The sequence below is a fragment of the Pseudoclavibacter terrae genome (genome assembly GCF_008831075.1).
GTDB lineage: Bacteria > Actinomycetota > Actinomycetes > Actinomycetales > Microbacteriaceae > Pseudoclavibacter > Pseudoclavibacter terrae.
The window spans coordinates 494,365-512,055 of sequence record NZ_WBJX01000001.1 but is presented as its reverse complement, the minus strand read 5'-3'; the positions used below and the strand labels follow the sequence as shown (position 1 = coordinate 512,055).

The window sequence follows — 17,691 nt, the reverse complement described above, 5'->3', positions numbered from 1 at the left end:
CGCGTCCTCGATCCAGCACGATGCGGATCAGGTTACGCCGCGCTCCCCGGAGCTATCTGGGTGCTCCCTCAGAGCGCCCGCTCGACCGACGTTGACCAACGACCGCCAGACGAGCGCCAGGATGAGGATGCTGACCCCGAACGCGACCCAGATCGTGGCGACGATACCGAACCCCTGGCCGATGAGCCCGCCCACGAACGAGCCGACCGCCATGCCGCCGATCATGCCGAGGAAGTAGACGCTCGACACACGGCCGCGCATCCGACTCGGCACGGCACGGCCTCGGATCGTGCTCGCGAGCGTTGCCCAAATGACCGAGTACATCCCGAAGACGAACATGGTCGCGCCGGCGACGATGACGTTCGCTGTCGCCGCGAGCACAAGATGGAGCACGGTCTCGAGCGCGAGGCAGGCGCGCATGAGGCTCGTGTACGAGAACCGACGCTCGAGGCGAGCGTAGAGCGCCGTGCCCACCAGCCCGCCGAGGGCCGAGACGGCGAGAAGCAGGCCGTATCCGGCGTCGTCGAGACCCAGGCGCTGCTTCGCGTAGAGCACGAGCACCCCGTACGTCATGCCGTAGGTGATGTTGAAGGCGAACAGGATGATCGCGAGCGTGCGAACTGGCGGGTTCTGCCAGAGCCACGCGAAGCCCTTCGCGATGTCCCGGCGGACGCGCGCAACCGAGCGCACGGTCTCTATCGGCCCTGTCGTCGCGGTCGAGACCGGCGGCGACGTGATGCGCGAGACCAGCACGACGGCGAAGAGCAGCGAGACGACGGTCACACCGTACGGCAGTGCGTGCCCGACGGCGAAGATGGCCCCACCGATGGCTGGCCCCGCGAGCTGGTTCATGACGGTCTGACTCGCGATGAGGCGCGAGTTCCCGATGCCGAGCTCCTTCGACGGCACGAGATCAGGAACGATCGAGGTCCACGCGTTGTCAGTGAACACCTCGGCTGAGCCGACGAGGAACAGGGCGACGTAGAGGATCGGCAGGTTGATGGTGTCGGTCAGCACGAGCGCGCCGATGATCGCGAGCATCAGGACTCTGCTCAGGGCCCCCGCGACGATGATCGCGACGCGCGGGAGACGGTCGGCGACGACACCCGCGAAGAGACCGAACACGAGCCACGGAAGCTGCTGGACGACGAGCGCGAGCGAGACGAGCAACGGGTCGCGGGTGAGGCTCGCGACGAGTAGCGGCCCCGCCGCGATGAGGATGCCGTCGGCGAGGTTCGAGAACAGCGAGGACGACAGCAGGAACCGGAACGGCGTGCCGAGCGGCTTGGGCGACGCCCAGTTGAGCAGGAAAGACATGGGTCGGGTCCAGACGACGAGAACTGACCCCCTCTTCGGCGAGGAGGTCAGGGTGGAGAGGAGGGAGGTGCTAGCTGTTCGCGTCGAGCTGCGGGAGGCCGAGGCGGGCGCGTTCTTCGCGCTCGATCTTGTCGGCCATGGCACGCTCGCGGCGATCGCCGGAGAGGATCGACGTCAGGATCCAGAAGAACGCGGCCCCGATGATCACCGTCGGGATGATCGACCAGAGTGCGTTGAGGAAGAAGTCCATGATGGAGTGAGTCTACGCGATACCCTCCCCGCCCCGGCGAGTCTGGACTCGACCGCCCCGATGTCGGTGGGTCCACCTAGGCTGAGGGCATGGTCGATCGCTCGAACGTCGAATGCTGGCTCACTGACATGGACGGCGTGCTCGTGCACGAGCAGGCAGCACTGCCGGGCGCGGTGGAACTGCTCGCGCAGTGGCAGCGCGACGACACCCCGTACCTGGTGCTCACGAACAACTCCATCTTCACGGCGCGAGACCTCGCAGCTCGGTTGCGCGCTGGCGGCATCAACGTTCCGGAGGATCGACTCTGGACCTCGGCGCTCGCAACCGCCGACTTCCTGAAGCAGCAGCTGCCAGGCGGCTCGGCGTTCGTCATCGGCGAGGCCGGACTCCTCACCGCCCTGCACGAGGCCGGCTACATCATGACCGAGACCGACCCAGACTTCGTGGTCGTGGGAGAGACGCGCAACTACTCGTTCGATGCCATCACGAAGGCGATCCGCCTCATCGGCAACGGCGCGCGCTTCATCGTGACCAATCCCGACGCCACGGGTCCGAGCGCCGACGGCCCGCTGCCGGCGACCGGTGCGATCGCGGCGCTCATCACGAAGGCCACCGGCCGCGAGCCCTACGTGGTCGGCAAGCCGAACCCGATGATGTTCCGCTCGGCGCTCAACAAGATCGGCGCCCACTCGCACAACACCGCCATGATCGGCGACCGGATGGACACGGACATCGTCGCGGGCATGGAGGCCGGGTTGCACACCGTGCTCGTGCTCACCGGCATCAGCGACCAGCGCGAGATCGAGCGCTACCCGTTCCGCCCGGACGAGATCATCTCGGGCGTTCACGAGCTGGTGCGCACCGAGCCCGCCTGACGGTCACCGACCCGAATACTTAGGCCGACTAGCGATTTCTCGGAGCTCGCGTACCATTGACGCAGTGACTTCCAGCTCCCCTACACCAGATTCCCCTGGCCTGACGGCTGCATCTGCCACTGACAAACGGGTCCCACCTGCGATCAAACGGTGGGTGTTCTGGCCCGCGGCCATCATCATCCTCGCCTTCGCCGGGTTTGCGATCATCGCCCCGAGCGTCGCCGAGAGCACCTTCAACGCCATCCAGGGTTCGATCATCCAGAACTTCTCCTGGTACTACGTCCTCGTCGCCGCGTTCTTCGTCGTCTTCAGCATCTGGGTGGGCTTCGGCAAGTACGGAGACATCAAGCTCGGCAAGGACGACGACGAACCCGAGTTCTCGAACATGTCCTGGCTGGCGTTGCTCTTCGCCGCCGGCATGGGCATCGGTCTCGTGTTCTACGGGGTGAGTGAGCCGTTGAGCCACTTCCTCATGCCACGTCCGAGCGTGACTGGCACTGAGGTGGAACTGGCGCAGCAGGCCATGTCGCAGACCTTCCTCCACTGGGGAGTGCACGCCTGGGCGATCTACATCGTGCTCGGGCTGGCCCTCGCATACGCGATCCACCGCCGAGGTCGTTCCGTGAGCATCCGCTGGGCACTTGAACCCATGTTCGGAAGGCGCATCCGCGGCGGCTGGGGAAATCTCATCGACGTGGTCGCGCTCGTGGGAACCGTCTTCGGCGTTGCGACGTCTCTGGGGCTCGGTGTGCTGCAGATCGGCTCCGGACTGGAAGCTGCGGGCATACTGACCACCTCGACGACCTCGTCGGTGGCGATCATCGCGGTCATCACCGCCTTCGTGCTCTTCTCTGTGCTCTCCGGGGTCGGCAAGGGCATGAAGTGGCTCTCGAACACCAACCTGGTGCTTGCGGGCGTGCTCGTCCTCTTCATCCTGATCGTCGGTCCGACTCAGTTCCTGTTGAGGGACTTCGTGCAGTCGATGGGCCACTACGTCCAGAACTTCGTCGGGCTGTCCTTCAACGTGAGCGCCTACCAGGGCGCGGAAGGCGAGGCGTGGCAGGCGAGCTGGACGACGTTCTACTGGGGCTGGTGGATGTCGTGGGCGCCCTTCGTGGGCGTGTTCATCGCGCGCATCTCACGGGGCCGGACAGTGCGCCAGTTCGTGACGGGCGTCATGCTCGTGCCGACGCTCGTGACGTTCCTCTGGTTCTCGGTGCTCGGCGGGACGGCCATCTACCAGGAGCTGACCGGCGAGACGCAGTTCCTCGACGCGAACGGGGAGCTCGACGTGCAGGGGGCGTTGTTCCAGATGGTCGCGACCCTGCCTGCAGGGACGGTGCTGACCTTCGGCGTGATCCTGCTCATCGCGGTGTTCTTCATCACCTCCGCCGACTCCGGCGCACTCGTCATGGGAATGCTGGCGAGCGGCGGGCAGGCCGAGCCCAAGAACTGGGTGCGCGCGTTCTTCGCTCTCATGACTGCCGTCCTCGCCACGGCGCTGCTGCTCTCCGGCGGGCTGACGGCTCTCCAGACAGCGGCGATCATGATCGCGTTGCCCTTCTCGGTCATCCTGATCCTCACCTGCTTCTCGACCGCCATCGCCTTCGCCCGCGAGAAGCGCGCGTACGAACGCGCGCAGCGAGCCGCGCTGCTCGGACACATCGGCGACTTCTACGGCCTCGAAGTCGAAGAGCCCGTCGAGCGTGAGCCGAAGCGGCCGAAGTTCCCGTGGCTGCGGAGGGCGCCGGTCATGAGTGTGCCGGTCGCCGGACCCCAGACGAACCAGATGCCCATCGTGGGCGCTGCCGCATCCTCGCCTGACACGGATGCGAGCCCTGGGAGCCCCACCGAACGATAGTCAGGACTCGAATCGGGACCGAAGGCGGGGCGGATGCGCAGGCATCCGCCCCGCCTTCTCCGTTGCTCTCCGTCACGCATAGGCCACTGATTTAGTCCTCCGAGAAATTGTGGACGTCGTTCACTTCTGGCAACCTGGAGCCATACCCGACCAGTTGGTAGGTGCTCTCTCATGTGGCACCCAGACCCGCACGGCCATCGCGTCCGTCCTCGCCGCCAGAAGTCATCTGCCTGGCCGCCAAGGCGCACGGACCCGCCGTCGCGCGCATCCACCTTGGACACGATCCAGCCCAGGAGCCCCAGTGACGCACGCAGCACCCGACCCCAAGAGCCGCCTCTCGCGCCGAACCGTCATGGCGACCGCAGCCTGGACCACACCCGTGCTTGCGGCGCTCGCGAGCGCGCCGCTCGCCGCGGCCTCGAACGAGCCGCTCATCGTGGGACTCACCGGGTTCGGCGCCACCCGATGCGGCACCGTCGACGCCGGGCAGGTTCGCTTCGAGGCGACCATCGGCGAGAAGCCAGCGCCAACCACCGGGACCGTTGCCATACAGCTGCCCGTCGGGCTCGAGTTCACGACAGGCGGCCGCACAGCAAACGTCACGATCGGCGCGGGTGGAGTCGCCCGGGTACCCGCCTTCCGAGCCACCGGCACCGCGGGCGCCTACACGATCACCGCCACGTACGAGGGCGTCGTCGCCTACGCGTACGGGTCGATCACCGCATCCCCAGGCCAGGTCGTGCAGATCACGCGTGACGTGGGAACGTCGAGCAGCAACGCACCCCAGATCAACTGGTCGACCGTTCCCGGCCTCACGACCGCAACTGTTGGAGCGATCTCCGGAGACCAGGCGAACAGCAGCGCAGGCTCGAACGCGGCCGTCCTTGTCGCCGGCGGACTCGTTCGCTACTGGGGTCGCAACGTGGGTGCCGACCAGAGCGCCCCCGGGACCCTCCAGTACGGGGGCACGAACGTGACGAACATGACCTTCGTCGACGCGTGGACCTCGCTGCAGGACGGCAACACTTCTACCGGCGGGGTCGCGACCGGTTCGACTGGCACCGAGGTCTACCAGTGGTATCGCACGGGGACCGGCACCGGTGCCCCCGTCGTCGCGAAGGTCACGGGCATCACCGGCACCGTCATCGCCGCCGAGTCGAACGACGGCTTCAGCTACGTGCTCACCACCGCTGGCCTCCACTACTGGGGCAACGCGACAAGCGGCACGACCGTCACCGCTACCCTCATCTCCGGCACCGCAGGCGCTTCCGCGATCAGCACCTACGGCGTGCGCGAGACCAGCTTCGTGCACGGCGGTGCAGTCCTCTTCGCGAACGGCGCGATCCGCCAGTGGACCAACGGCCACACCCTGACGACCGTGGCAGGCGCGCCGACCGGCATAGCGCAGGTCGAGGCCAACTCCGGTGCCATCATCGTGCGCACCACGAACGGCGACCTGTGGACGAGCGGCTCCGCATTCGGCTTCTCAGCTGGGGGCGCCGCCTGGACGAGGCGCGCGCGGAACGTCGCGGCGTTCGCGTCGTGGGCGATCCGCAACTACGTCGGCGGCCTCTACATCACGTCCACCGGAACCATGATGCAGTTCCACGCGTCCACGCGCATCCCCGGCATCAGCGTCGACTACGCGTTCAAGGCCGAAGCGAAGACGGCCGACGCCACGGGCAAGGCCATCACGAAGGTCTTCGCATCCGACGGCACCTACCTCGCGCTCGCTTCAGACGGCAGCGTCTACGCGTGGGGCGGCAACCTCGACAACGGCACGCGCGGCAACCCGAAGCTGGTCCCGAGCGACAACGTCATCGACCTCAACGTGTGGGGCTACCACCCCACCGCCGGCAGCTACTACGGCGGCGGCTACGTCATCGAAGGCACTGTCTGCTGACTCCTCGGGCACGTTGACACGGCGCCGGACGGGAGGAGTGCGCGCTCCGGTGCTCGCCAACTCGTCGATGCGACTTCGCACCCCGAACTCTCGGCGCGTGTCAACCCTGAGCGCACTCGAAGTCGCAACCGCCAGAGTTGAGTCGATGCACAGAATCGTCCGCGCCCTCCTCCCCGCCATCACCCCGTCCCGGCTCCTGCACGTCGCCAAGACGGCAGCGGCGGCGACCCTCGCGTGGTACGCCGGACACCTCGTCCCCGGGGAAGCCAACGCGTACGCCTACTACGCGCCCCTCGGCGCGCTGGTCGCAAGCGTGCCGACCGTCGCCGGATCAGTGCGGTCGAGCATGCAGGTCGTGGTCGGAGTGCTCCTCGGCGTGCTCGCATCCGGTGCGCTCGTCACCCTGGGGACCCCCGTGGCGCTCGCCGTTCCCGTCGCCGTCGGCGTCGGGACGCTGCTGGCCGGCATCCCCGCCTTCGGGGCTGGACGCGACTACATCCCGATCGCGGCGCTCTTCGTGTTCGTCGTCGGCGGCGCGAACCCGGACGGCTTCTCGATCGGCTACGTCGTGCAGATGGCCGTGGGAGCCGCCATCGGCGTGGGACTGAACCTGCTGATCCCGCCGACGACCGGCACGAAACAGGCGCTCGAGGCCCTCGGCACGGTCAAGACCGCGGCCGCCGATGCCATCAAACGCGCCACCGAGCTCCCCGGTGAGGAGCTCCCCCAGGACGCGCTCGATGACTGGCGTGCCTCGCTTCGTCGCCTCGAGACTCAGCTCACCGACGCCAAGTCCCTCGTCGGCGAAGTCCAGGACAACTTGCGAGGCAACGCGCGGCGACTCCGGTCGAAGTTCGACAGCAACTCGGCCCAAGGCCAGCTCGACAGCCTCAGCCGCATCGTCCGACACATCGCCGAACTGCAGGAGCCATTCCTCGAGCGGTCCTGGAGCGAGGCGCAAGCGGAGTCGAGTCGGGCACTCGCCGCGGCGGGCGAGCAGATCGCGCAGGTCATGCGCGCGTGGGAAGACCCCGACGACGACCTCTCCCCACGACTCAGCGCCGCATCCACCGCCCTCGAAGATCTGCAGCAGCTGGAATTCAAGCACCACACTGGGTGGGACCCACCCAGTCAGCGCCGGACGGTCACCATCTACGCGCTCAGGAAGATCGTCACCGAGGTCCAGTACCGCGTCGACGGCGAGAAGCACGCGAGCTCCGAGAGCTGACGACCGACCCGACTGGCCGCCGTCAGCGGCCCGAGATGCGGGTCTTGTCTGGATGTCCGTCTTCCGGCAAGTGACAACCCGTTCGGATCGAAATTCGCCGACTGAAAAGTTGGTCTCGTGACTATGATTGAGCCGTTTGTGCCTTTCGAGTGCCCCAGCGGCCCGCCTTGAGGCTCCCCCGCCGCATCCCCCGATCTGGAGCAGTACTCGCGCATGACCTCCGCAACGCCTCAAGACCACCGCATCAATCGACGCACCATCATCCGGGGCGCGGCGTGGTCAGCGCCCGTCATCGCCGTCGCGGCGTCCGCGCCGAGCGCGGCGGCGTCTCCGCGGGAATTCCGCATCGCACCCCTCAGTGACTTCTCCGCCACCCGCTGCGTGGCGACGTCTGCGGGCACCGCTCGCTTCCGCGTGACGCTTCGCGGCGCCGCTGCCCCGGTCGGAACGCCGGTCTCTCTCCAGTTGCCCGCCGGACTCACCTTCACCGCCGGTGGCACCACGGCCAACGTCACGACCGTCGCCGACGGCGTCGTCAACGTCCCGGCCTTCACCGTCACGGGCCCCGCCGGCTCCTACGCGATCACCGGAACCGTGAACGCCCAAGTGTCTCCGGCGCAGGTCTTCGGCGACGTCAACCCCTCGCCGGGCACCGTCACCGAACTGCGCCGCAGCGTCGGACCCGCAACCACCGCGCCCACGTTCTCGACCGTGGCGATGACGGGGATCACGACCGGCACCCTTGGTGCCATCTCCGGCGACCAGGCGGCGACCGGCACAGTGTCCATCGGTTCGAATGCAGCCGTTATCGTGAGCCCGGGCGGGTCCGTGCAGATCTGGGGCAACAACTCGGGCACCCAGGCCCCGAACCACTCGATCCTCGCCGTGGGCGGCACGAACGTGAGCGGTGTCAGGCTCGTCGACAGCTGGACCTCCGTGCAGGCCAGCAACGCGGGTGCCGGTGGCGTCGCCGCCGGCGCAACGGGAGCCGCCGTCTACCAGTGGTACCGGAACGGGACCGGCACCGGCCCCCTCACCACGACGCCCGTCACCGGCATCTCCGGGAACGTCATCGACGCGCAGTCCAACGATGGATACTCGTACGTCCTCACATCGGCCGGCCTCTACTGGTGGGCGAACACGGGCGCGACCGCCGCCGCAACGCTCATCGCCGGCACCGCAGGAGCGACACAGTTCAGCAGCTACGCGGTCCGCGAGACCGCGTACACCTTCGGCGGAGCTGTCCTCATGGCCAACGGCTCCGTGCAGACGTGGAGCACCGCAGCACACACGCTGACCCCGCGCGCCGGCTTCCCCGCATCCATCCGCTCCATCGAAGCCGGCCCCTCCGCCGTGTTCGCACTGACCAACGACGGCGGCCTGTACAGCTCCGGAGGCGCCTTCAGCAGCTCCACCGGTGGCGCCAACTGGACGCAGCGCGCGACGGGCGTCTCGACGTTCAACACCTGGTCCATCAGCAACTACTCGGGCGGCTCGTACATCAACGCGGCGGGCGCCGTGACGCAGTTCTTCGCCGCCAGCGCCAGCGGCATCGCCTACACCACGGCCGCCCGCGCCCTCGCGAGCGGAGTGCAAGCCGTCAAGGTATTCGCATCCGACGGCACCTACCTCGCGCTCGGCTCCGACCGCCGCGTCTACGCGTGGGGCGGCAACCTCGACAGCGGCGGAGCAACACTCCCCGCCGCCGTCACCGGCATCTCCAACGCCATCGACCTCAATGTATGGGGCTACCACCAGCCTGCCGGTTCCTTCTACGGCGGTGGCTACATCATCACCAGCACCACCTGCTAGCGGATGCGCTGGGCGTGGCTCCGCCCAGGCCCCCTCGTCCACCTCGCGAGGCGCGACTTGCCCCAACGGGTCGCCGGGACGGACTGTTGGCGCCCATTTGAGGCAACTCGAGAGCGCACGCACCGGATGGCGCTTGCGCACCGGAGATCAAGCGCCTCGAGCGGCCAGCGCTGCGCGCAGTTCTGCGAGGAATGCCCCAGGGTTGCGGATGTCGCGCTTCGTCACAAGGATCACGATCCACCCCATCAGTCGCAACTCACGGATGCGCTCCAGATCGTCGATGACTTGCTCGGGGCTGAAGTGGTACTCCCCCTGGTACTCGATTGCGATCCTGAGCTCCGGATAGGCAAGGTCGGTCCGTGCTCGTCTGTCCTCCTCGAGCAGCACCCAGTGATTCGGGATCGGTTCGGGGAACCCCGCTTCAAGCATGACGAACCTGGTTCGGGACTCGCCGGGCGACTCTGAGCCGGCCCGAGCTCGTTCCGCCGTTCTCCTGAGCGGCTTCGCCCCGCGCCGCCCCACCCACCGCTCGGCCAGGTCCTTCAGCTCCGCGCCGGAGGCCAGCGGCCCGCCGAAGCGGCGCCCGGGATAGCCGTCGAACGAGGTGAGCATGGCATCTGCGACGACAAGAAGCTCCCGCTCGTCGATCGAGATCGCCGCCTGCGCCCAGCCGATCGGCGGCGAGACGACGTCGAAGCCGCGCGGGCTTCTCACGTCGAAGAGATCGCTGGCAATCACGCTTCCCCTGATGCGCCTGCCCCGCGGGGCCCTATGGAAGTCCGGCCGACAGGCATGCGTCAGCATCTGATCCTCGAGGTGACGAGCCAGCGGGAGCCCCCAGTATCGGAGTGCAGAGATGCCGGCCAAGGCCGAGTCGCGCGGCATGCAGCGGGCATACGCAAGGTCGAGTTCGCGTGCGTCGCGCGGCGCTCGTTGCGCCCGCACGCCGTGGTGGACTCGTACCTTCGCGGCGGCGCGAAGCCTTCCGCGAGTGAGCCCGGACACCAGGCCATCGGCCGTCCGGAATGGTACGCCTTCGAATGGCTCTGGCAGGGGTTTGCTCGTTCTCATCTCGGCACGGTACGACTCCGCCGGAGCTCCTACACGCTGGTCGGGTCCAGCTGTGCACAGCGCCCATCCACAGCCGCTGCGGCACCGAAGTGGCCCGGATGCGCCTCCTTTTCCTCTTGCTGGCGTTGCAGAGAAGACCGGAGCATCCGTGACCCGCGCAGCGCGGCACGAGTTGCCCGAAAGGGGTGCTGCCGGCGCACCGCAACCACCGTCTGAGGCAGCTCGCGGGCGGCAGTTCGCGATGGTGACCTTTTGGGGCAACTCGCGGGAGGTGGTACGGGGAGGCCGGAAGACGCCGGAAGCCGCCGCCCAAGCGGGCGGCGGCTGCCGGCAGATGGCTGCGGGCTACTTCACGAGCGGGAAGAGCACCGTCTCGCGGATGCCGAGGCCCGTGATGGCCATGAGGAGGCGGTCGATGCCCATGCCCATGCCGCCCGACGGGGGCATGGCGTGCTCGAGGGCCGTGAGGAACTCCTCGTCGACGCGCATCGCCTCAACGTCGCCCTTCGCACCGAGGGCGGCCTGCTCGACGAAGCGGGCGCGCTGCTCGACGGGGTCGATGAGCTCCGAGTAGCCCGTGGCCAGCTCGAACCCGCGCACGTACAGGTCCCACTTCTCGACCACGCCGGGGATGGAGCGGTGGGATGCGGTGAGCGGCGAGGTCTCGACGGGGAAGTCCATGACGAAGGTCGGGCGCGTGAGGTGGTCCTTCACGAAGTGCTCCCACAGCTCTTCGACGAGCTTGCCGTGCGTGGGGTGGCTGACCTCGACTTCGACCTTCTCGGCGAGGGCGAGGAGCTCGGAGAGCGGCGTCGATGGCGTGATCTCGACACCGGCGGCTTCGGAGAGCGACGGGTACATGGACACGCGGTCCCAGTTTCCGCCCAGGTCGAACTCGGTGCCGTCCGTCCACGTGACGACGTGCGAACCGGAGACGGCGAGGGCCGCGTTCTGCACGAGCTCCTGCGTGAGGTCGGCGATGGAGTTGTAGTCGCCGTACGCCTGGTAGGCCTCGAGCATCGCGAACTCGGGGCTGTGCGTCGAGTCGGCGCCCTCGTTGCGGAAGTTGCGGTTGATCTCGAAGACGCGGTCGAGGCCGCCGACGACGGCGCGCTTCAGGTACAGCTCGGGCGCGATGCGCAGGAACAGCTCCGTGTCGAAGGCGTTCGAGTGCGTCACGAACGGGCGGGCCGCGGCACCGCCGTGCATGGTCTGCAGCATGGGCGTCTCGACCTCGAGGAACTCGTGGTTCGCGAACGTCTGGCGTAGCGACGCGTTGGTCTTCGCGCGCGCGACGACGACGTCCCGGGCGACGGGGCGCTGGATGAGGTCGAGGTAGCGCTGGCGGACGCGCGTCTCCTCGCTGAGCTCGCTGTGCAGGTTGGGGAGCGGGCGAACGGCCTTGGAGGCCATCTTCCACTCGTCGGCCATGATGCTCAGCTCGCCGCGACGCGAGGAGATGATCTCGCCGGCCGCGAAGATGTGGTCGCCGAGGTCGACGTAGTCCTTCCACAGGTCCAGCTGCTCCTGGCCGACGACTGCGAGCGAGAGCATGATCTGGATGCGCGAGCCGTCACCCGATTGGATGCTCGCGAAGCACAGCTTGCCGGTGTTGCGGAGGTGCACGATGCGTCCCGCGACTCCGGCTCGCTCGCCGGTGGAGGCGCCGTCCTCGAGCTCGGCGTGGGCGGCACGCACCTCGGCGATGGTGTGCGTGATGGGGAGCGTCAGCGGGTAGGGGGCGATGCCCGACTCGAGCATCCGCGCGCGCTTGTCGAGACGCACCTGCTTCTGCTCGGAGGCTTCCGCCTCGGAGAGTGCGTCTTGGGTGGGCGCGTCGGCCATTCGGGCTCCTTGCGGTTCGTGCGTCTGGGTGTGGGTGCGTGTCCCGGGCGCGACGAACGGCGCTCGGAAACGCACTCCCCCAGTTTGGTGCACTTCGAGCCGTCGCGCGAACCGGCGGGCCTCGGCGTGGTTACGAGGTGCGCGCCCTGGCCCAGTCGACGACACCTTCGAGGTAGGCGACGATGGTCTCGGCGGCGGGCACGAGTTCGCGTCCGGAGCGCTGGTAGGTCTCGTCGGAGCGGCGGAACGGGTCGACGACGTCGTAGTCGCTGGCGTTCTCGAGTGGGGGGACGACGCCGCGCAGCGGTGCTGCTGCGCCGACTGCGGCGGCGAGGGCTGCGGCGGCGATGTCCTGGTCGGAGGCGCCGCCGGCGGCCCCGTCGCTGGTGCTGTCGAGCGCTTCGCGGCGCGAGCGGCGCGAGCTTGAGCTGGCGCCTGGAGCTTCGTAGGTCTCCTCGAGGTCCTCGGCGGTGACCTGGCTGGCGATGTGCGCGAACTCGCGAAGGGTGAAGGTGCGTCGCACGACGGAGGGGGCGAGCTCGACGATGCGCTGCCGGTGGTCGCGGGAGAGCGCGAGGACGAGGCCTGCGCTGCGGGCGATGTCCTCGGTGAGCTGCCTGGAGATGTGGGCTTCGGCGTCCGTCACCCCGTACTGGGCGGCGAGGGCGAGGGCCTGCTGCGGCATGCCGCTGCCGACGAGGGCCCCGGTGCCGGCGCTTTCGACGGTGACGCCCGGGAGGTCTTTGAGGCCGTCGCGAAGGAGCTGCTCTGCGAGCGGTGAGCGGCAGATGTTGCCGGTGCAGACCGTCAGGATGCGAAAGCTCATGTGTGTGTTCCCCTTGGGTCGGCGGATCTCTAGCCTAGCGACGCGCTGGATGCGCGTCGGGTTGTGCGGATGTGCGGCGCGGGTCGTGGCGGGCTAGCGGTACTCGCCGACGTACGCGCTCATGTTGTCGATGAGGCGGGTTGTGCCGACCTTGGCGGCGACGAGCACGAGCGCTTTGCCCGTGTAGGCCTCGTTGACGAGCGTGAACCTCTCGGGGTCGACGATGGACACGTAGTCCATCTTGACGAGCTTCTCGTCCATGAGCGCGCCTTGAGCCTGGGAGATCATCTCTCGGATCCCGCGGTCGCCGTTGGATGCTGCGGCGGTGAGGGCGCGGACGAGGCTGAGCGCGGCGGCGCGTTCTTCGGTGGAGAGGTAGCGGTTGCGGCTGGACAGGGCGAGGCCGTCGTCTTCGCGGACGATGGGCGCCCCGACGACGTCGATGTCGAGGTTGAGGTCGCGCACGAGGCGGCGCACGAGGAACAGCTGCTGCGCGTCTTTCTCGCCGAAGACGGCGACGTTCGGGCGGACGATGTTGAAGAGCTTGGTCACGACGGTGAGGACGCCGTCGAAGTGCGCGAGGCGATGCGCTGCCTCGAGGAGTCCGGCCGCGTATCCGCCGACGACGCGCGTCTGCTTGACGCCGTCGGGGTACATGTCGTTGACGGCTGGCGCGAAGACGTAGTCGACGCCCGCTTCGTCGAGTTTGGCGAGGTCATCGTCGAACGTGCGCGGGTACCGTTCGAAGTCTTCGCCTGGCGCGAATTGCATGGGGTTCACGAAGACGGAGACCACGGTCTTGGTGGCGCTGCGTTTGGCGATGTCGACGAGCGAGAGGTGCCCGTCGTGGAGGGCGCCCATCGTGGGGACGAGTGCGATGGTGTCGCTTTTCGCGATCTCCGGGAGCACTTCCTTGGCTTCGGCGATCGTGGTCAGAACGTGTGGCAAGTGCCCTCCTTGGAACCGGCGGTTGCTGCTACGAGCGCGGGTCCGCCTCAGGAAGCGTACCGTCGAGCGGGTCGAGGGGAAGCGGGTTGGCGTCGCTGAGGGCGTTGTCCGCGGCTGAGCGGACGAGGCTGGAGAGCATGAAGCCTGGGTTCTCGACGCCGATTCCGGTGAGCAGCTCGGTCGCCTGCTTCACGATGGAGCGGGTGAACTCGGTCGCGGTGTGGAGTGCTTCCGCGTAGGTGGGGCGGTCCTGTTCTTGGATGATGACCGGTTCGGCACCGAGTTCGACGACGAGGGCCTGCGCGATGGGGAGCACTGGGCGGGGTGCGGTGACCGCGCACCACGCTTCTTTGAGGCGGTGCAGGTCGAGGCTCGTGCCGGTGATCTCGATGGCGGGATGCACGGCGAGTGGAATGACGCCTCGGTCGAGGGCGGTGCCGAGCACTGCGGTGCCGCGGCCGGCGACGGTGTGCAGGACGAGCTGCCCTGCAACCCAGGCCTTCGTCTCGGAGAGTTCCAGCACGCGGGCTTCGAGCTCTGCGTCTTCGTAGGCGAGGATGACGAGTTCGCTCCGCTCGATGGCTTGGCGTTGCGTGAGCTTGGGGGCGCCGGGCAGCATCGCGGATGCGCGGTCGCTGGCTTCCTCGGACTCGGTGGCGACGCCGACGAGCGCGTGGCCTGCCGCGGCGAGGGCGGTCGCGACGATGAGTCCCGTGGGCGAGTCTCCGACGAGGCCGATGCCGAGGCGCCCTTCTCTGCCGGTCACGCGCCGTCCTCCGAAGCCTGCTCGCGGTGTGGTGCTGGATCCGATGGCGGGATGATCCCGTTCTGGCGCTGCTCGCGCAGCTGGCGACGCGTGAGCGGTTGCGGCGCTTCGCCGACCGGCGATTCGGCCGGCGCGGTGCCGCCTGGGCCAGACGGGGTTGACGGCGCCGGTCCGGTCGGTGGGGTCGGGATGCGCGGCGCGCTCGGGACCTGCGGCGCGGCACCGACCGGTGCGGGTCCGATCGTCGCGGGGGTCTGCATCGGTGTCGGTGTCGTGTCGATACCAGATTCTGGGGCGGCCGGCGTCGTGGCGACGGGCTCCCAGGAGACCGGTGCCCAGGCCCCGTTCGCCGGCGCGCCCGGCACGGGTCCGATCCGCGAGGGCGCGGGCGGCACCGCATCCGGCATCGGGGTTCCGGTGGACTCGAACCGCGCAGGCTGCGCGGGGGCTCCCGCGGCCGCGGACCCCGCGGAGCCGAACTGGGCGGGGATACGGGACAGGTCCGGGGCCGGAGCGGCGTCCTGTGCCGCTTGGGGCTGCGCGACGGGTGGTGTGGAGGTCTCCTGCAGACCGCTCTGGGCGAGCGCATGCTGGTACTCGCGTTCGGCTTGCAGGACGGCGGTGGTCTGGCTGTCGACGGGGATGCCGCGCGCCGCCGCGTCGGCGACGCGCATGCGCGCGGTTGCGATGGCGCTGAGCGTGGCGGCTTCCCGCCAGCGGTGGGAGGTGTCGAGGTTCGCGGCGCGGATGGCGACGGCGGAGACGTCGTCGAAGAGTCGGATGCCGATGCTGCCGTCGACCATGCCGATACGCGTTGTCACTCCGAGGCCGAGCACGGTGTGGGCGTGGAGGTTGACGACGTTGGCGAAGTAGCCGATGGGCCCGCGGTCGAGGCCGATGGACTGCATCCGCTCTGCGGGGATGATCGTGAGTTTGCGCGACCACGCGCCGAAGCGAAGGTAGAGGGCGCGGTTGTCGAGGCGGAACCCGTGGCGCTTCCACGAGAACGGGCGCATCCATGCCGCTCGTTTCGGGGCGGTGACGAAGTAGTTGTCGTCGCCCTTGCTGTACATGCCGAGTTCGATGAGTCGGCGGACCTCGTCGTCGACGAGCATGGGCAGGAGCAGCGCGAGGACGCGTTCGGTCTCGGCGCGGGTGCCGACGGGGAGGACGAGGTTGCGGGTGAGCGCGGCCTGGTTCTGTGACCCGTCTGAGGAGACCTGTTCGGTGCCGGCGCGGGTGATGCGCACCATCCACCAGTCGAAGGGCCGCCAGAAGAGGGGCTGCGACACCTGCACGGCGTGGATGCGCCCGGGTGGGACCGTGTCGTTGCTGGTGGTGAGGAGCCCGCGGCCGACTCGGACGCCGTCCGGGGTGGCCGCGATGCTGTAGTTCAGCGACGGCAGGATCTGGCCGACGGTGACGGCGAAGAAGACGGCGCCGAGGGGCAGGATCGAGAAGAGGAGCCACCAGAAGCCGAAGGTGAACGTGACGATGAGGCCGGCGATGAGGGCTACGAGGATGACCACGAGCCACGGGTTCACGAGGTTGGCGACGACGAGCCGCCACGGCGGGAGTCGGACGACCGACTGTGGTGCGGCCTCGCCCGGGGCGAGTTCTGGGCTCGTGAGCTCTTCGACTCGTTGGGCGAAGAACTCGGATGCTCGCGTGCGCAGCTGCTCCGCGGTCGGCGGCTTCTGCTGGGGCTGCGAGGCCGCATCGCCCGAGCCGCTCGCGGGACCGTATCCGGGCGCGGACGGGCCGCCGACGGCTGACCCCGGTTCGCCTGCGTGCCCGGCGTTGGCGTACCCCTGCGCCTGGGCTTGGCGCTCGTTGCGCTTCGCACCGGATGCGCGCTGCAGGATTCCGGCGCGGATGCCGTCGGCGTCGCGCGTGCGCACGTAGACGAGCTGGATGTTCGCGTTTTCGCCGGCGACGCCGATCTCGATCTTCGAGGCGCCGACGATGCGAGCGACCAGGGGACGCTGGATGTTGATGTCCTGCACGCGGTCGAGTCGCGCTTGGCGGCTCTTACGGAACAGCACCCCGGTCTGCAGTTCGATGGTCGTGTCGCTGACGCGGAACTGCGAGAAGCGCCACGACAGGTAGCTGAAGAGCCCGAGGATGAGGATGACGGCCAGGATGCCGAGCGCGACCCACAAGAGCCAGCCCTCGTTGCGGAGCACCATGTTGGTTGGGTCGTACTCTGCACCGCTGTACTCGTCGAGCTGCGGGAAGAGGAAGCTCGTGATCGTCTGCCACGACTGGTTGATGAGGAAGGCGCCGATGGCGATGACGAACACGCCGACACGGAGGAGCGGCGTCAGCGGGTGGAGCCTGTGCCAGTCGCCGTCGATGAGGTCGGAGCCCTGCCCGAGCGGCGTTCCCGGCGGCGGACCCCCTGCCGGGGCACCGGGCGGTGCGCCGCCCATGGGCGGGGGCGGCCCCGGCTGCTGCCAGTTGCCTGGTGAGGTTGGGGCGCTCATCAGAGGCCAGCTCGGCGGGTCTCGGCGAGCGCGACGAGGTCGTCTCTGAGCTTCTCCGCGTCCTGCCAGCCCAGACCGGGGATCGTCACGTTCGTGACTGCGGCTGCGGTGACGACTTTGAGCGACGAGAGCCCGAAGATCCGGGTGAGCGGGCCGCGTTGGATGTCGACGAGCTGCAGGCGACCGTATGGGATGGCGACCATGCGGCTCCAGAAGAGGCCCCGGCGGAACACGAGGTCGTCTTGGCGCAGCTGGTAGCCGATGGCGCGCACGCGGCGCCATTCGAAGGGGATGGAGATGAGGATGACGAGGAGTCCGGCGCCGGGGAACACGGCGACCCACTTCGGCACGTCCGGGATGACGAGGATCGCGATGATGCCGGCGAGCGCGACCAGGGCCCAGAAGAAGGCTCCGATGAGCTCCGACCAGATGTACTTGGGTGACACCCGGCGCCACTGCACGGTGGTGTGGTCGAGCGCGGTCATGCTGCCCCCTCGTTGCGA

At 68.5% G+C, this 17,691-nt stretch carries 14 protein-coding genes; 5 read left to right on the top strand and 9 right to left on the bottom strand.

From position 1 onward, the window contains the following. Window positions 1–27 precede the first annotated feature (27 nt). Both F8O03_RS02390 and F8O03_RS02385 read right to left on the bottom strand, forming a co-directional pair. Window positions 28–1,317 carry an MFS transporter gene (locus F8O03_RS02390; RefSeq protein WP_151422226.1) on the bottom strand — a complete coding sequence of 430 codons (1,290 nt, stop codon included), beginning with the start codon at window positions 1,315–1,317 and terminating at the stop codon, window positions 28–30. A 70-nt stretch (window positions 1,318–1,387) separates the two neighbouring features. Beyond that, complete coding sequence (locus tag F8O03_RS02385; RefSeq protein ID WP_104251852.1) at window positions 1,388–1,567, bottom strand: hypothetical protein; 180 nt, start codon at window positions 1,565–1,567, stop codon at window positions 1,388–1,390. Between the two features lie 89 nt (window positions 1,568–1,656). On the opposite strand from F8O03_RS02385, the gene F8O03_RS02380 reads away from it, so the two are divergent. The 5 genes from F8O03_RS02380 to F8O03_RS02360 all read left to right on the top strand — a co-directional run bounded on the left by F8O03_RS02380 (window position 1,657) and on the right by F8O03_RS02360 (window position 9,246). Further along, a complete protein-coding gene (locus F8O03_RS02380; protein WP_151422225.1) occupies window positions 1,657–2,442 on the top strand; it encodes an HAD-IIA family hydrolase in 786 nt (261 codons plus the stop codon). Window positions 2,443–2,596: 154 nt separating this feature from the next. Beyond that, complete coding sequence (locus F8O03_RS02375) at window positions 2,597–4,303, top strand: BCCT family transporter (RefSeq protein ID WP_151422224.1); 1,707 nt, start codon at window positions 2,597–2,599, stop codon at window positions 4,301–4,303. A 301-nt stretch (window positions 4,304–4,604) separates the two neighbouring features. After that, a complete protein-coding gene (locus tag F8O03_RS02370) occupies window positions 4,605–6,206 on the top strand; it encodes a hypothetical protein (protein ID WP_151422223.1) in 1,602 nt (533 codons plus the stop codon). Window positions 6,207–6,351: 145 nt separating this feature from the next. Continuing rightward, a complete protein-coding gene (locus F8O03_RS02365) occupies window positions 6,352–7,434 on the top strand; it encodes an aromatic acid exporter family protein (RefSeq protein WP_151422222.1) in 1,083 nt (360 codons plus the stop codon). 213 nt (window positions 7,435–7,647) lie between these two features. Beyond that, window positions 7,648–9,246 (top strand): hypothetical protein, encoded by a 1,599-nt coding sequence (locus tag F8O03_RS02360; protein ID WP_151422221.1) that lies wholly within the window; start codon window positions 7,648–7,650, stop codon window positions 9,244–9,246. A gap of 147 nt (window positions 9,247–9,393) precedes the next feature. Here F8O03_RS02360 and F8O03_RS02355 read toward each other — a convergent pair whose 3' ends face one another. From F8O03_RS02355 to F8O03_RS02325, 7 genes are all read right to left on the bottom strand, one after another. Next, entirely contained in the window at window positions 9,394–9,984 is a 591-nt protein-coding gene (locus F8O03_RS02355; protein WP_151422220.1) for a PDDEXK family nuclease, read from the bottom strand. Between the two features lie 678 nt (window positions 9,985–10,662). Continuing rightward, a complete protein-coding gene (gene lysS / locus F8O03_RS02350; RefSeq protein ID WP_151422219.1) occupies window positions 10,663–12,162 on the bottom strand; it encodes a lysine--tRNA ligase in 1,500 nt (499 codons plus the stop codon). Between the two features lie 130 nt (window positions 12,163–12,292). Further along, window positions 12,293–12,988: an arsenate reductase/protein-tyrosine-phosphatase family protein gene (locus F8O03_RS02345; protein ID WP_151422218.1), complete on the bottom strand. Its 696-nt coding sequence runs from the start codon at window positions 12,986–12,988 to the stop codon at window positions 12,293–12,295. A gap of 93 nt (window positions 12,989–13,081) precedes the next feature. After that, a complete protein-coding gene (gene panC, locus F8O03_RS02340) occupies window positions 13,082–13,936 on the bottom strand; it encodes a pantoate--beta-alanine ligase (protein WP_151422217.1) in 855 nt (284 codons plus the stop codon). 28 nt (window positions 13,937–13,964) lie between these two features. Further along, on the bottom strand, window positions 13,965–14,702 hold the full coding sequence (locus F8O03_RS02335) for a DUF2520 domain-containing protein (protein WP_151422216.1): 738 nt from the start codon (window positions 14,700–14,702) through the stop codon (window positions 13,965–13,967). Then, window positions 14,699–17,188, bottom strand: a complete 2,490-nt coding sequence (locus F8O03_RS02330; protein ID WP_151422215.1) for a PH domain-containing protein — start codon at window positions 17,186–17,188, stop codon at window positions 14,699–14,701. The genes F8O03_RS02335 and F8O03_RS02330 overlap by 4 nt, the downstream gene beginning before the upstream one ends. Further along, window positions 17,188–17,673 (bottom strand): PH domain-containing protein, encoded by a 486-nt coding sequence (locus F8O03_RS02325; protein ID WP_151422214.1) that lies wholly within the window; start codon window positions 17,671–17,673, stop codon window positions 17,188–17,190. The genes F8O03_RS02330 and F8O03_RS02325 overlap by 1 nt, the downstream gene beginning before the upstream one ends. Between the last annotated feature and the right edge of the window lie 18 nt (window positions 17,674–17,691).